General features: G+C 74.6%; 12 protein-coding genes. 9 read left to right on the top strand and 3 right to left on the bottom strand.

Annotation, left to right across the window (positions count from 1 at the left end; translation table 11 throughout):
- Positions 1-3: 3 nt before the first annotated feature.
- On the bottom strand, positions 4-648 hold the full coding sequence (locus tag AC0ZLC_RS09495) for a hypothetical protein (RefSeq protein WP_476751447.1): 645 nt from the start codon (positions 646-648) through the stop codon (positions 4-6).
- 229 nt (positions 649-877) lie between these two features.
- Positions 878-1117: a chaplin ChpG gene (chpG, locus tag AC0ZLC_RS09490; protein WP_476751446.1), complete on the bottom strand. Its 240-nt coding sequence runs from the start codon at positions 1115-1117 to the stop codon at positions 878-880.
- A 301-nt stretch (positions 1118-1418) separates the two neighbouring features.
- Here chpG and AC0ZLC_RS09485 point away from each other — a divergent pair, with 301 nt between their 5' ends.
- From AC0ZLC_RS09485 to AC0ZLC_RS09445, 9 genes are all read left to right on the top strand, one after another.
- Positions 1419-2552, top strand: coding sequence for a DUF3344 domain-containing protein (locus tag AC0ZLC_RS09485; RefSeq protein WP_476751445.1), 1134 nt, complete (start codon positions 1419-1421; stop codon positions 2550-2552).
- Positions 2553-2592: 40 nt separating this feature from the next.
- Positions 2593-3825: a glycosyltransferase family 4 protein gene (locus AC0ZLC_RS09480; RefSeq protein ID WP_476751444.1), complete on the top strand. Its 1233-nt coding sequence runs from the start codon at positions 2593-2595 to the stop codon at positions 3823-3825.
- Complete coding sequence (locus AC0ZLC_RS09475) at positions 3822-5255, top strand: exopolysaccharide biosynthesis polyprenyl glycosylphosphotransferase (protein WP_476751443.1); 1434 nt, start codon at positions 3822-3824, stop codon at positions 5253-5255. Before AC0ZLC_RS09480 ends, AC0ZLC_RS09475 begins: the two co-directional genes overlap by 4 nt.
- A 52-nt stretch (positions 5256-5307) precedes the next feature.
- Positions 5308-6654: an O-antigen ligase family protein gene (locus AC0ZLC_RS09470; protein WP_476751593.1), complete on the top strand. Its 1347-nt coding sequence runs from the start codon at positions 5308-5310 to the stop codon at positions 6652-6654.
- Between the two features lie 239 nt (positions 6655-6893).
- A complete protein-coding gene (murJ, locus tag AC0ZLC_RS09465; protein ID WP_476751442.1) occupies positions 6894-8750 on the top strand; it encodes a murein biosynthesis integral membrane protein MurJ in 1857 nt (618 codons plus the stop codon).
- 55 nt (positions 8751-8805) lie between these two features.
- Positions 8806-9498: a polysaccharide deacetylase family protein gene (locus tag AC0ZLC_RS09460; RefSeq protein WP_476751592.1), complete on the top strand. Its 693-nt coding sequence runs from the start codon at positions 8806-8808 to the stop codon at positions 9496-9498.
- Positions 9498-10628 (top strand): glycosyltransferase, encoded by a 1131-nt coding sequence (locus AC0ZLC_RS09455; RefSeq protein ID WP_476751441.1) that lies wholly within the window; start codon positions 9498-9500, stop codon positions 10626-10628. Before AC0ZLC_RS09460 ends, AC0ZLC_RS09455 begins: the two co-directional genes overlap by 1 nt.
- Complete coding sequence (locus AC0ZLC_RS09450) at positions 10628-11296, top strand: YveK family protein (RefSeq protein ID WP_476751440.1); 669 nt, start codon at positions 10628-10630, stop codon at positions 11294-11296. Before AC0ZLC_RS09455 ends, AC0ZLC_RS09450 begins: the two co-directional genes overlap by 1 nt.
- A gap of 80 nt (positions 11297-11376) precedes the next feature.
- Complete coding sequence (locus tag AC0ZLC_RS09445) at positions 11377-12507, top strand: GNAT family N-acetyltransferase (protein WP_476751591.1); 1131 nt, start codon at positions 11377-11379, stop codon at positions 12505-12507.
- A 64-nt stretch (positions 12508-12571) separates the two neighbouring features.
- Here AC0ZLC_RS09445 and AC0ZLC_RS09440 read toward each other — a convergent pair whose 3' ends face one another.
- Positions 12572-13939 (bottom strand): glycoside hydrolase family 26 protein, encoded by a 1368-nt coding sequence (locus AC0ZLC_RS09440; protein ID WP_476751439.1) that lies wholly within the window; start codon positions 13937-13939, stop codon positions 12572-12574.
- Positions 13940-13988: the final 49 nt, after the last annotated feature.

Below are 13988 nucleotides of genomic sequence, written 5' to 3'. Positions count from 1 at the left end.
CCACTACCCGAATGAACGGCGTGCGCCCCCCTGATCCGACGTGTCCGCCAGGCCGGAGGTGTCCGAGGCAGCGGTGCTGCCGCTGCCGACCACCGTGGAGACCACGACGTCGACGAGACCGGTCAGCAGGCTCGTGGCCACCGGCCCCACCTTGCGGAAATCACCCGAGTCGATCACCTCCTGCAGGTTGTCCAGACCCTTCCGCAGCTCCGCGAGCAGGTCGGCGTCGATGTCCGCGGCGTCCTCGTCCCGCAGGCCGTCGGCGTCCGGCGTCTCGTCCGAGGGGTCGGTGGTGGTGTCCCGCACGGGGTCGGCCGGCGTCTCCGCCGTGGCCTCCTCGGTGATGTCGGCGATCGCGGCCTTCGCGGCGTCGCCGAGCACCGTCGCCTCGTCGTCGGAGAGTCGGCCGTTGTCCGTCGTGAGCACCTCGCTGAGCAGGTCGGTGACCGGGTTCAGCGCCCCGTCGAGGCCGGCCACGGCCACGGCCTGGTTCAGGAGCCCTTCCGCGCCGGGGACGGGAGCCTCCGCGTGGGCGCGGCCACGCTCCGAGCCGTCGTCGGCCGCCATGGCGGCCGGGGCGGCGATCCCGAGCAGGAGCGTGGCGCAGAGTGCGGAGGACGCGATGCGCCGTGCGGGCAGAGCACGCATGGTTGTTCCCTTCGATGGTTGCGAGGAGCTTGTGATCACCGTGGGAGCGGTGATCTTTCCCTGCAACAGATCGACGGGCACCCGTACCCGCCTGACGCCGCCGTCATGAACGTCGTCCCTGGTGAGACGTCGTGTCATCGCACGGATACCCCCTCCGTCCATTAGGGGCAACGCGGACCGGCCGCCCTCCCGTCGGGGAGAACGGCCGGCAGAAGGGTCCGGGCCGGCGTCAGTCGTTGACGCAGACGTTGCCGAACGCGGGGTTCAGCAGGCCGATCACGTCGACGGTGTTGCCGCAGACGTTGACCGGGATGTGGATCGGAACCTGCAGGACGTTGCCCGACAGCACGCCAGGAGAGTTGACGGCGGCGCCGTTCGCCTCGCTGTCGGCGGCGGCGATGCCGGCGGTGCCCGCCACAGCGGCGGCGGCAACGGAGGTCAGGGCCAGGCCCTTCGCGATACGCGACATGGGGAGGTGCTCCTTGGGAGTCGACACAACAACCGGGCGGAGATGCCCGGCGCTGTGTCAACGCGCGGCCCTCGCGCTGGTTGCGCCTCCAAAGGAGTGGTGTCCCGACTGCCTGACTTCACCATTCCGACACACTTGGGATGTTTCACCGATAAATACCGATACCGGCTAGAGTTGCACTCCTCCCGGGGCCTTCGACCCCCGGGACAGGACTGGGGAGTCGGCGCGTCATCTGTGCGAACCGCACACGGTCGCCGCTCCGCCGGTCCGGAACCTTCTCCGCTCGGAAGGGCAACGCCGAATGCGTATTTCCCCGAGTCGTCTGCTGCGCCGCGCCTTGGTGAGCTGCTTCGCCCTTACCTCGCTCTGGGCGCCCGGCGGCCTCGCGACGGCCGCCCCGGCCGCCCCGGAGGCCGCGGAGGCCACGGAGGCCGAGAGCCTCGCGTTCGCGCAGCGGTATCGCGCCCTCCAGCACGGCGGGATCGTCCGGGCGGCGAACTCGTCCATCACCTGCGGTACGGCACCCGCGCGCGGCCCGCAGTCCGGCCGCACCTCGGGGGCGTCCTCGTGCGCTGCCGCGCAAGCGGGCGGAACGGCCGCGAACGACGACTTCGACATGTTCTACATCGACGTCGACGAGGACCCGAACACCTACAACTCCAGCCGGGGCGAGGTCCGTCTGCCCACGGGCGCGCGGGTCACGTACGCGCGCCTGTACTGGGGCGGCAACCTGCGGGTGGGCGAGCAGAAACCGCCGGAGGACAACGCGCGGGTGCTGGTGGCCGAGCCGGGCGGGGAGTACAAGGCCGTGCGGGCCGACACCGTCGTCGGGCACCGGCTGGCACACGGGGCGGACGCGTTCCAGGCCTCCGCGGACGTCACCGGGCTGGTGCGGGCGAGCGGGTCGGGGCTCTACACGGTCGCGCAGGTCAACGTGGCGATGGGCCGTTCGGTGGCCGGTGCCTGGGGCGGCTGGACGTTGATGGTGGCGTACGAACGGGAGTCGGAGCCGCTGCGGCACCTGGCGATGTGGGACGGCTTCGCCCCCCTCGGGCCGGGCGCGGACCAGGTGATCGGGGTCCCGGGACTGCCGCTCGGCCGGGGCGCCGGTGGCCTGGCGGGCCTCGTGGCCTACAACGGGGACGCCGGCCGCGACGGCGATTCGCTCATGGTGTCGACCGGGCTCGGTACGACGGCCCTGAGCGACGCCGCCAACCCCGCCGACGACGTGCTGAACTCCACGATCAGCGAGCCGGGGCCGGCCACCGCGCAGCGTACGCCGGCCTACCGGAACACCCTCGGCTACGACTCCGATGTCTTCGACCTTGGCACCGCGCTACGGAACGGCGGTGACCACTTGGCCTTCCGGCTCGTTGCGCAGCGGGACGCGGCCTGGGCCGGGGCGCTCTTCGTCGCTGTCGACGCCGAGCAGTGACGCGCTCCGACCGGCGCCGTCCGTGAGCGAGGAACCGCGTATGTCACTGCCACCGACCGACCCGGCGACGCGGGTCCTGCATGTCACCCAGCCCGTCGACGGCGGCGTCGCCCGCGTCGTCACGGATCTGGTGCGGGCGCAGCTCGCCGCCGGACTGCACGTCACGGTCGCGTGCCCGGACGGCGGCGGGCTCGCCGACACGCTCCGGATGCTCGGCAGCGACGTACGGCTGTGGCGGGCGACGCGCTCGCCGGACGGCGGGCTGGCGTCGGAGCTGTGGCAGCTCGGCAGGATCGTCGAGGAGACGCGGCCGGACGTACTGCACGCGCACAGCGCCAAGGCGGGACTCGCGGTGCGGCTCGCCCTGCGGGGCCGGCTGCCGACCGTGTTCCAGCCGCACGCCTGGTCGTTCGAGGCGGTCGGCGGTGTCACCGCCGCGCTCGCGCTGCGGTGGGAGCGGTGGGGGGCACGCTGGGCCACCCGGGTGGTGTGCGTCAGCGAGGCGGAGCGCAGGACCGGGGCGCGGGCCGGGGTGGCCGGCCGGTGGCGGGTGATCCCCAACGGCGTGGATTCTGCGCGCTTCCGTCCGGCGGACGCGCGGGCCGTGCGGTCCGGGATCCCGCTGCTCGCCGGGGCGGGCGCCGGGAGTCCGCTGGTGGTCTGCGTGGGACGGCTGTGCCGGCAGAAGGGGCAGGACGTCCTGCTTGCGGCGTGGCACTCGGTGGCCCGGCGGATGCCGGGAGCCCGCCTGGTGCTGGTCGGGGACGGTCCCGACGGCCCGGAACTGCGCGCTCGCGCCCCCGGATCCGTGCTGTTCGCCGGAGCCGCCGCAGACTCCGTGCCCTGGTACCAGGCCGCCGACCTGGTGGTGCTGCCGTCCCGCTGGGAGGGGATGGCGCTGGCGCCGCTGGAGGCGATGTCCTGCGGGCGCCCCGTCCTGATCACGGACGTCGACGGCGCTCGCGAAAGTCTTCCGCCCGGGCTCCAGGACCGGTGCCTGGTGCCCGCCGAGGCGCCGGGCCCGCTGGCCGACGCCCTGTGCGGTCTGCTGTCCGATCCACCGCTGCGCGAGTCGCTCGGCCGTCGGGGGCGTCGCCACGTACTGGCCACGCACGACGTACGGCGCATGGCCGACGCGGTCACGGCCGTGTACGGCGAGCTGCTCGTCGCACAGCCCGCCAGGCGCCGCAAGGCGTCCGCCGGGCACGCCGAGCGCGCGGAGTTCGCCGCGCGCGGGGCACACAACGAGTGCAGGGAGTCCATCCACACGTGACTGCGGAAAGCACCGTTCCCTCCCCCGGCGCACAGCCACGGGAGCACGGATTCTCGCCCGTCTCGGTCATCCCTCCGCGCGAGGCCGCCGACGGCTTCAGATTTCCCGCCGGCCGGCGGACCTTCGTACGGCGCACCTCGCGCTGGCCGCTGCCCGCGGTGGACGCCGGTGCGGCGCTGTGCGCGTCCCTGGCGCTTACCGGGACGCAGCGGCATCCGCTCCTCGTCGGCCTGTTGCTGGCCGTGGTGGTCGCCCTGAACGGGCACGCGTCGCTGTACCGGCCGGCCGCCGTGCCCGCCGTCCTCGACGAACTGCCCGCCGTCTGCGCGCGCGTCGCGGTGGCCTGGTGCGTGCTGGCGGCACTCGTGGCCGCGCTCGCGCCGGCCCACGCGCTGTCCGTGAGGACGCTGGTAGTGGGGTGCGTGCTCCAGTCGGCGGCGAGCTGCGGGGGCCGCGGCACGGTCCACTGGCGGCGGCGCAGGGCGCTGGTCCGGCATCCCGGGGCGGCCCTGGTGATCGGACCCGCCGCCAGGGCGCAGCGGGTGGCCGCCGCGTTCCTGCGGCACCCGCGGTGCGGGGTGCGGCCGGTGGGCATCGTCGACCGGCAGCCGTCCGGGGGCGAGGGGCTGCCGGTGCTGACCACCGGCGAGGAGGTGCAGCGGGCGCTCATCCAGAACGGCGTCCAGGACGTCCTCGTCGTCGGGCGCCGCGCCGAAGACACGCCGCTGCTCGGCGCGTTGGGCGAGTCCGGGTGCGTGGTGTGGGAGGTCGACGCCGACTCGCCGTCGCACGACGTGCACGGCGAGCGGCTGGCCGGGTTCTCCTGCCGGCGCGTCAGCGTGACCGGGCCCCGGGGCAGCGCGGGCAAACGGCTGCTCGACGTGCTGGTCTCCGGGGCGCTGCTGCTCGCGGTCAGCCCGCTGCTGCTGGTGTGCGCGGCCGTGCTGCGGCTGGCCGACGGGCCCGGGGTGGTCTTCCGGCAGGAGCGCATCGGCAAGGACGGGCGGCCCTTCACGCTGCTGAAGTTCCGCACCCACCGCCCCGTCGACGCACACGAGGCGGCGACGCGGTGGAGCGTGGCGAACGCGCACGAGATGAACCCGTTCTGCCGCTTCCTGCGCCGGACCTCGCTGGACGAGCTGCTCCAGCTGTGGAACGTCCTGCGGGGCGACATGAGCCTGGTCGGCCCGCGTCCCGAACGCCCTTATTTCGTGGCCCAGTTCAGCCAGACGTATCCCGGTTACGCGAGCCGTCACCGGATGCGCACCGGCGTCACCGGGCTCGCCCAGGTGCACGGGCTGCGCGGGGACACCTCCATCGAGGACCGCTGCCGCTTCGACAACGCGTACATCGACGACTGGTCGTTGTGGCAGGACGTCTGCATCCTGCTGCGCACGGCGGTCGCGGTCGTCCGTCCGACGGGGAGCTGAGCCGGTGACCGTCAGGTGGACGCCCCTCGTGCCGGTGGTGGCGGTGGTCGCGATGCTCGCGCTGCCGGTGGCGCCCGGCGGCGAGGGCGGCGCGACAGCCGCCGACGCCGTCTCCGGGCTGCTGGTGGCGTACTGCGTGATCCGTCTCGTACGGCAGCGGCGGCGGCCCCTGACGCGGACGGCCGCCGTGATCCTCGCCCTGCCCGTGGCCGGTTTCGCGGTCGCGGCCCTCGGGGCGGCGTCGCCGGGGGCGGGGCTCACCGGGTTCGGCCGCTATCTGCAGATCTTCGTGCTGGTCCCGGCCGCCGTGGTGCTGCTGCTGCGGGACCGGCGCGACTTCCGGCTGCTCGCCTGGGCGTTCGTCGCCCTGGCGCTGTGGCAGGGCGCGATCGGGGTGCACCAGTACGCCACCGGGACCGGTGCCTCGTACATGGGCGAGGAGATCCGGGCCGTGGGCACGTTCGGCGCGGCGGACATCATGGGGATGGCGACCGTGGTGGCGTTCGGGCTGGTGTGCGCGGTCGGGACGGCGCTCGGGACCGGCCCGGCCCGGCAGCGGGCCGTCGCTGCCGCGTGCGCGCTCACGCTGCTGGCGCCGCTCGCGCTGTCCTTCAGCCGCGGCGCGTGGATCGCCACGGCGGTGACGGTCGCGGCGCAACTGGCGCTGGCCGGGATGCGGCGCGCGCTGAAGGCGGGCCTGGCCGTCGCCGCCGTGGCCGTCGTCCTGGTGGGCGGGGTCGGTGTGGGTACCGCCATGCTCCAGGAGCGGATCACCAGCATCACGCAGGTCACGGACGCGCCCGACCGGTCGGTGACCGACCGCTACACGATGTGGGCCGCCGCGGTCGACATGTGGCGGGAGCACCCGGCGGCCGGGGTCGGACTGAAGAGTTTTCCCGAACACCGTGACGGACACGCCTCGTTGGCGCTGTCGTCGGGCAGCGACACGGAGGGCGCGGGCGCCGCGTTCCGCAGGCAGCCGCTGCTCTCCCCGCACAACATGTACCTGCTGGTCCTCAGCGAGCAGGGCCTCATCGGGCTGCTGGCGCTGGCCGGGAGCTGGCTGGCGCTGCTGGTCTGCGCGCTGCGCGGGCTCGTCCGGGTGCGGCGGCGGGACCCGGCGGGTGCGGCTCCCGGCGGCGGACCGGGGAGCGGGCACGGGCTCGACTGCGCGCTCGTCTCCTGCGGGCTGCTGGTCTGGCAGCTGGTCGACTTCGCGTACGGCGACATCGGCGGGCCCTCGACCGTGCTGACCGCCGTCTGCTTCGGGCTCGTGGCCTGGTGGGCGCTGATGGATCCCGCCTGTGCGGCGCCGGGCCGCGTCACGGCCGGGCCCTGCGGTGCCGCCGTCCGACCGGGCGTGACGGCGGGCCCTTTCGGAGAGGGCGTGGCGCGATGAAGGTGACACCCCCCCGGTCCGAGGGCGCGACGACAGTGCCCGCGGCGCGCGGCGCTTCCCCGGCCACCGGTACGGGTGCCGGTACGGCAGCTGGTACGGGTGCCGGTGCCGCCGGTACGGCAGCCGGTACGGCCGCCGGTACGGGTGCCGGTGCGGCAGCTGGTGTGGCCGCCGGTACCGGCGCTGACACGACCGCTGGTACCGGCGGCGCGGACGCGGTGGCCGGTACGGGCGCGGACATGGCCGTTGGTATGGGTGCGGACACAGTGACCGGTACCGGCGCGGACACAGTGACCGGTACCGGCGCGGACGCGGTGGCTGGTACGGGCACCGGCACCGGTACGCCTGCGGACGCGGTTGCGGTCGCGCCAGCCGGTCCCTCCTCGCAGCGCTTCCTCGCCAAGGCCGCTCTCGTCACCGTCGGCCTGTCCATCGTCGGCGCCCTGCTGGGCCTCGGCCGGGACCAGGCGCTCGCGCACCTCTTCGGGGCCGGCCGCGAGACGGACGCCTTCCTGATCGCCTGGACCGTGCCGGAGTTCGCGGCGACGCTGCTGATCGAGGACGGGCTGGCCTTCGTCCTGGTGCCGATGTTCAGCCGGGCCGTGGCCCGCCGGGCCCGGGGGGCCGCCGGGGACCCGGTGCGCTCGCTCGTCTCCGGCACACTGCCCCGCCTGACCGCGGCCTTCACCGCGACGGCTGCGCTGCTGATCGCCGGGGCGCCGTACGTCGTCGAGGTGCTGGCGCCCGGGCTGCCCGACCCGGGGCTCGCGGTGGACTGCACGCGGCTGACGGCGACCTGTGTCCTGAGCTTCGGGCTGGCCGGCTATTGCAGCGCGGCCCTGCGCGCGCACCGCCGGTTCGTCGCGCCGGCCGCCATCTACGTCGCTTACAACACCGGCATCATCACCGCGATGTTCGTGCTGGGCGGGCGCTGGGGCGTGCGGTCGGCGGCGGCCGGGGTCGCGGTGGGCGGCGTCCTGATGGTGCTGGCGCAGGCGCCGTCGCTGTGGCGGCAGCTCCGGGGGCGACCGCGCGACGGCCGGCACGGCAGGCAGGACGGGACGGCCGACAGCCGTCCGGACCGGCCCGCGCCCGGACCGGCCCCCGGCTCCCCCGCCCCGCCCGCGCCCGCACCCGCACCCGGAACCGCCCACGGCTCCCCCGTCCGGCCCGCGCCGGGCGCCGGCGGTCCCGCGCCGGGTTCCGGGAACGACGACGGGTCCGCCGCGCGCTCCATGGACCTGGTCCTCGTCGCCGCGGTCCTGCTCTTCGCCCTGTTCCGCCAGTCGCAGGTACTCGTCGAACGCTTCCTCGCCTCCTCGCTCCCCGCCGGGGCGATCTCGCATCTGAACTACGCCCAGAAGGTCGCCCAGATGCCGATGGTGCTGTCGCTCATGCTGTGCACCGTCACCTTCCCGGTGGTGGCGCAGGCCCTCGCGGAGGGCGACACCGAGCGGGCCCGGGACCGGGTGGAGCGCGACCTGGCCGTCGTGTCCTGCACCGTCCTGCTCGGCGCCGCGGCGGTCGTCGCCTGCGCTCCCCAGATGATCCAACTGCTGTTCGAGCGAGGAGCGTTCGGTGCCCAGGACACCGCGGCCACCGCCGCCGTCATGCGCGTGTACGCCCTCGGCCTGCTGGGCCACACCCTCGTCGGCGCGCTCGTCCGTTCGTACTTCTCGGCGGGCCGGCCCACCTGGTACCCGATGTGCGCGATGGCGGCGGGGATCGCCGTCACGGGCGGCGTCGGCGCGTGGGCCGTCGGCCCCTGGGGCGTGTGCGGGATCGCCGCCGCCAACGCCCTCGGCATCACCCTGTCCGCGCTGCTCCTGCTCTCGGGCATGGGCCGGCGCGGGGTGCCGATCCGTACCCGGCAGGTCGTGGCCGAGATCGGCCGGCCGGTGCGCGCGGCGGTGGCCGCGGCGGCCGCGGGGGCGTTCTGTGCGAGCCGCACGGACTCCCCGCTGCCCGCTCTCGCCGTCGGCGGCTCGGCCGTCGTCGTCGTCTTCGTCCTCGTGGCCTGGGCGCTGAACGCCCAGGCCGTCGCACCCGCCCTCCGCTCCGTGACCCGAAGGCTTCCGTATGTCCGTTTCCGCTGACCCGGCACGAGTTCGACGTGCCTCCAGACACACCGGCACTCCCCCGTGGGTGGCGATGTACCACTCCGTGGGCGACTGCTCCGACGACCCGTACCGCGTCACCGTCTCGCCCGACCGCCTCGACCGGCAGCTCGGGCTGCTGCGCCGGCACGGACTGCGGGGCGTGGGCATGGGCACACTGATCGCCGCCCGGGCCCGGGGCGAGGGGCGGGGCCTGGTGGGCCTCACCTTCGACGACGGGTACGCCGACTTCGTCGAGCACGCCCTGCCGCTGCTGCGGCGCCACGACTGCGGGGCCACCCTCTTCGTGCTGCCCGGCCGGCTGGACGGCCACAACGCGTGGGACCCGCTCGGCCCGCGCAAGCCGCTGCTCGGCAAGCAGGGCATCCGCGTCGCCGCCGCCTCCGAGGGCATCGAGATCGGCTCGCACGGCCTCACCCACGTGGATCTGACCCGGGCCGACGACACGCTCCTGCACACCGAGGTCGCCGACAGCCGAGCGCTGCTCTCGGACCTGATCGGCGCACCCGTCGACGGCTTCTGCTATCCGTACGGCACGGTCGACCAGCGGGCCGTCGACGCCGTACGGACGGCGGGCTACCGCTATGCCTGCGCGATCGACCCCGGGCCCCTGACCGGCCCCTTCGCCCTGCCCCGCGTCCACGTCGGCCAGAACGACACCGACGTGCGCCTGCTGCTCAAGTTGAAGCTCCACCGGCTGCGGCGCCGCCCCGCCGAGGGGGTCTGATGAAGGCCCTGCACGTCATCACCGGCCTCGGCGTCGGCGGCGCCGAACAGCAACTGCGCCTGTTGCTGCGGCACCTGCCGGTCGACTGCGACGTGGTGACCCTCACCAACCCGGGCAGCGTCGCCGACGGTCTCGCCGACGACGGTGTCCGCGTCATCCACCTCGGCATGACCGGCAACCGCGACCTCTCGGCACTCCCCCGGCTGGTGAGGATCATCCGGGCGGGAGGCTACGACCTCGTCCACACCCACCTCTACCGGGCCTGCGTGTACGGCCGGATCGCGGCCCGGCTCGCGGGAGTCAAGGCCGTCGTCGCCACCGAGCACTCCCTCGGCGACTCGCAGATGGAGGGACGGGCGCTCAGCACGGGCGTCCGCGCCCTGTACCTCGCCAGCGAACGGCTCGGCAGCTCCACCGTCGCCGTCTCCCCCACCGTCGCCGACCGGCTGCGCCGCTGGGGCGTGCCGGAGCCGCGCATCGAGGTCGTGCCGAACGGCATCGACGTGAGCCGCTTCCGCTTCGATGCGGTGCTGCGCGCACGTACCCGCCGCCGGCTCGGGCTGCCGGCGGGCGCGTACGTCGTCGGCGGCGTCGGCCGGCTCACGGCGGGCAAACGCTTCGACGTCCTGGTCCGGGCACTCGCCCGACTCCCCGACGACTACTGGCTGCTGCTGGTCGGCGGCGGCGCGGAGGAGAGCGTCCTGCGGCGCGTCGCACAGCGCGCGGGCGTGGCGGACCGTGTCCTGCTCACCGGCGAACGCCCCGCGGGCGGCTTCCCCGGTGCCGACCTTCCGTCGCTGATGGCGGCGATGGACACGCTCGCCTCGCCGAGCGCGGAGGAGGCGTTCGGGCTCGCCGTCGTCGAGGCCCTGGCCGCCGGACTGCCCGTGCTGTACGTGTCCTGCCCGGCGATCGAGGACCTGCCGCCCGGCGCGGCGCTCGGCGCACGGCGGGTGCAGGGCGGCGCGGAGTCGTTCGCCCGGGCGCTGGAGAAGGTCCGCGCCGAGGGCCCACGGCCGCGTACGGCGCCCGAAGCCGCCCACCACTACTGCATCACCCGCAGCGCCGCCCAGCTCATGGACGTGTACGCGGCCGCGGTGTCCCGCACCTCTCTGGGAGTGAGTTCCTGATGACCGACAACCACACCGGCTCCCACCGCCCGGCCGCCCGGCCCGGCCCGGCCCTGTCCGGGGCGCGGGCCCTGCCGGCCTGGGCCCTGCTCGCGGGCGGCACCCTGCTCGGCACCCTGGCCGGCGGCACGTACGGCGTGCTGACCCCCGCGACGTACACGGCGACCAGCTACGTCGTCGTCGTACCGACCGGGCAGGCGGACCAGGCGTCGGCGCTCGGCTTCGCGCAGGCGTACGGCCGGGTCGCCACGCAGCTCGCGGTGCTCGGCGACGCCCAGGTGTGGGCCGGGGTGCCGGTCAGGACGCTCCAGGAGAGTGTGCGGACCGCGACCTCGCCGGACGCCCCGATGGTCTCCGTGACGGCCACCTCCTCGCGTCCGGACCTGGCCGCCGACATGGCCAACGCCGTCTCGCGCTCCCTGACCCGGCACGCGAACGACACCAAGGGCAGCACGCACGTGGAACTGCTGCAGTTCTCGCGCGCGGTGAAGCCGGCCGAGGCCTCCTCTGCGTCGCCCCCGGTGACGGGCCTGGTCGGCGCCGCCGCGGGCGGGCTGCTGGGCGGGCTCGCGCTGCTCGTCCGGCCCCGGCGGGCGGCGGACGACGCCGCGCGCGCCGCGTCCGTGCCGAACCCGGCCGTCGCCGCCGACGCGCACGGACAGCTGTGAGCACCGGGCGGGGCGCCGGCGTTGCGGCCGACGGGACCACCACCGGGCCGGTTCCAGGCACCGCCCGCTACCCGGCGCCCATCCCGGGCACCGGCGCCGCGGGTGGCGACCGGAGCGCCCTGGCCGCCGAACTCGTCACCGGCGCGGACGAGTTCGCGGAGCTGGGTCCGGCCTGGGAGCGGCTGTACCGGCGGTGCTCGGCAACCACCCCGTTCCAGAGTCACGCCTGGCTGCACTCCTGGTGGCTCTCGTACGGCACCCCGGGCGCGCTGCGGCTCGTCGTGGTCCGGGAGGGCGGCGAGCTGCGCGCCGTCGCGCCGCTGATGCGCGTACGCCGGCCGCTGCCCGTCCTCGTACCGCTGGGCGGGACGATCTCGGACTACGCCGACGTGCTGCTGGACGACGAACACGCCGACCGGGCGGCGCCCGCGCTCGCCGAGGGACTCGCCGCGGCCGCCCGCACCGCCCTGATCGACTTCCGCGAGGTGCGTCCGGGCGGCGCGGCCGAGCGGTTCTACGAGCAGTGGAGCGGGCCGCGGCGCCGCGAGCGCGACTCGGTCTGCATGGAGCTGCCCGCCCTGCCGATGGAGGAGCTGCTGGACCGGATGCCGCCCCCGCGCGCCCAACGGGCCCGCTCCAAGCTGCGCAAGCTCGCCGCCCTCGGCGTCCGGCACCGCGTGGTGGGCCACGACGGCGTGGAGGCGGCACTGCACCGGTTGCTGGAGCTGCACCGGCTCCAGTGGCAGGGCCGCAAGGTGACGTCCGAGCACCTGCGGCCCCGGTTCCGCACCCATCTGGTGCGGGCGGTGAGCCGCATGGTCCTCTCCGGCGACGCCCTGGTGACCGAGTTCCTGCTCGAGGGCGAGGTCGTGGCGGTCAATATCACCCTGCTGTCGCGGCGGCTCGCGGGCGGCTATCTGTACGGCTCGGATCCACGGCTGCGCGAACGGAAGGCGGACGTGGCCACCATGCTGCTGGACGCGACCGCGCGGGAGTCGATCGGCGGCGAACGGCGGGTGCTGAGCCTGCTGCGCGGCGCCGAGTCGTACAAGCACCGCTGGCGGCCCGAGACGGTCGTGAACCAGCGACTGCTGCTCGCCCGGCGCCGTACGGCGCCGCTGCTGGCGGTGGTCGCCGTCGGTGTGGCCGCCCGCGGACTCTGCCGGGACCTGGTGCACCGCTGGAGGGAGCGCGGTGGCGACGGGTCCTGAAAGAAGCGTCGCCCTCCGCGAGTCGCCCCGCGGGGGGAGCGCCCGGCGGGCGCTCCCCCGGCGGTCACCGGTTGCGCGACCACCAGTCGAAGCGGAGGCAGAGCTTGCCGCCGATCCAGTGCTCGACCCAGTCGCCCAGTTCCACCGGCGAGCAGTTCACCGGACGCCCGGGAGTCGGAGTCGGGGCCGTCGGGGGTGTCTTCGTCGGCGGTGCGGTGGGCTCCGGTGCCGGATCGGTGCGGCCGGAGAGCATGTCCCGGTAGATCTGCGACGCCCTGGGGTTGTCGTCGCACTGCCACACGCCGTGCGGGCAGTAGTCGGTGACGGTGTGGTAGAGCGGCTGGTGTTCGACCATCCACGTGAGCATGCGCTTCATGTACGTCGCGTTGTCGCCGTTGCGGAAGAGTCCCCATTCCGGATACGAAATGGGCTTGCCGTGGGCCTTGGCGAAATCCACGTGCGCCTGAAGGCCGTAGGGCTCCGTCACCTGTTCGTCGAATGACATGCCCTGCGGCTGGTCGTACGCGTCCATGCCGATGATGTCGACCGTGTCGTCCCCGGGATAGCACTGCGTCCAGGGAATGGCGTCCCGGCCACGGTTCGGAGTGAAGTCGAACCGGAATTTCTGGCCCGGCACCGAACGCATGGTCGCGACAATTCTGTTCCAGTATTTCTTCCACGCCTCCGGATCGGGACCGCAGCGATGGGTGTACGTGATGCCGTTCATCTCCCAGCCGAGCACCACGACGGTGTCCGGCACCTCCAGCGCGACCAGTCGCTCGGCCAGCACGCGGAAGTGCTTGTCGTAGGCGCCCGACGCACCCTCGGCCAGCAGCCGCCGCACCTCGGCGTCGGAGAGGTGCCCCTCGTTGCGCTCCATCATGGGGACGTTGAGGACCAGGAGCCGGTCGGCCTTCGCGCGGCGCCAGTCCGCCCAGGCGTCGAGGAAGCCGGGCCGTCCCTCGATGTTGCTCCAGCGGTCACCCGGCAGGTACGTGTGGGCGACGCGGAGTTCGGCGCCGCCCAGCCACTCGCCGAACCGGGCGATCCGGGCCACGCCCCGGGGGCCGTAGTCGAGGTAGGCGCCGAGGGCGGGCCGGAGAGCCGCGGGTTTCGGCACCGAGGGCGCGGTCGTCCCGCTCTGCGGGAGGGGCGGCGGGGTGACCGGCGGACCGACCGGTGGGGTGGCGGGCGCGGGAAGCGTCACCGGGCCCGTGGCGGCGGGTGCCGGCGCCGCGGCGGGTGGCGTCGTGGCGGGTGGCGTCGTGGCGGGTGTCGCCGAGGCGGGTTCCGGCACCGGGGGGTCGGCGGCCCCTCGTGCCCCCGCACCCACCGCGTGTCCCGGTCCCGATGCCAGGGCGAGCGACGCGACGATCGCGGCCGCGACGAACGCCGACCGTCCGGCCCGGGGCCGTCGTTGCTGTGCGGCCATACCTGCTCCTCTCTCCACTCTTCTCCGCTGTCTCTCCGGCGTGCTGTGC

It is taken from the genome of Streptomyces sp. GLSS-08 (assembly GCF_056387915.1).
The sequence above is the reverse complement of the archived record's forward strand: the minus strand, read 5'-3'. Positions and strand labels throughout refer to the sequence as shown.

Coding starts and splice junctions, on each gene's coding strand:
- AC0ZLC_RS09495 (WP_476751447.1), bottom strand. CDS start 648: ATGCGTGCTCTGCCCGCACGGCGCATCGCGTCCTCCGCACTCTGCGCC.
- AC0ZLC_RS09455 (WP_476751441.1), top strand. CDS start 9,498: ATGAAGGCCCTGCACGTCATCACCGGCCTCGGCGTCGGCGGCGCCGAA.
- AC0ZLC_RS09450 (WP_476751440.1), top strand. CDS start 10,628: ATGACCGACAACCACACCGGCTCCCACCGCCCGGCCGCCCGGCCCGGC.
- murJ (WP_476751442.1), top strand. CDS start 6,894: ATGGCCGTTGGTATGGGTGCGGACACAGTGACCGGTACCGGCGCGGAC.
- chpG (WP_476751446.1), bottom strand. CDS start 1,117: ATGTCGCGTATCGCGAAGGGCCTGGCCCTGACCTCCGTTGCCGCCGCC.
- AC0ZLC_RS09480 (WP_476751444.1), top strand. CDS start 2,593: ATGTCACTGCCACCGACCGACCCGGCGACGCGGGTCCTGCATGTCACC.
- AC0ZLC_RS09440 (WP_476751439.1), bottom strand. CDS start 13,939: ATGGCCGCACAGCAACGACGGCCCCGGGCCGGACGGTCGGCGTTCGTC.
- AC0ZLC_RS09460 (WP_476751592.1), top strand. CDS start 8,806: ATGTACCACTCCGTGGGCGACTGCTCCGACGACCCGTACCGCGTCACC.
- AC0ZLC_RS09470 (WP_476751593.1), top strand. CDS start 5,308: ATGCTCGCGCTGCCGGTGGCGCCCGGCGGCGAGGGCGGCGCGACAGCC.
- AC0ZLC_RS09485 (WP_476751445.1), top strand. CDS start 1,419: ATGCGTATTTCCCCGAGTCGTCTGCTGCGCCGCGCCTTGGTGAGCTGC.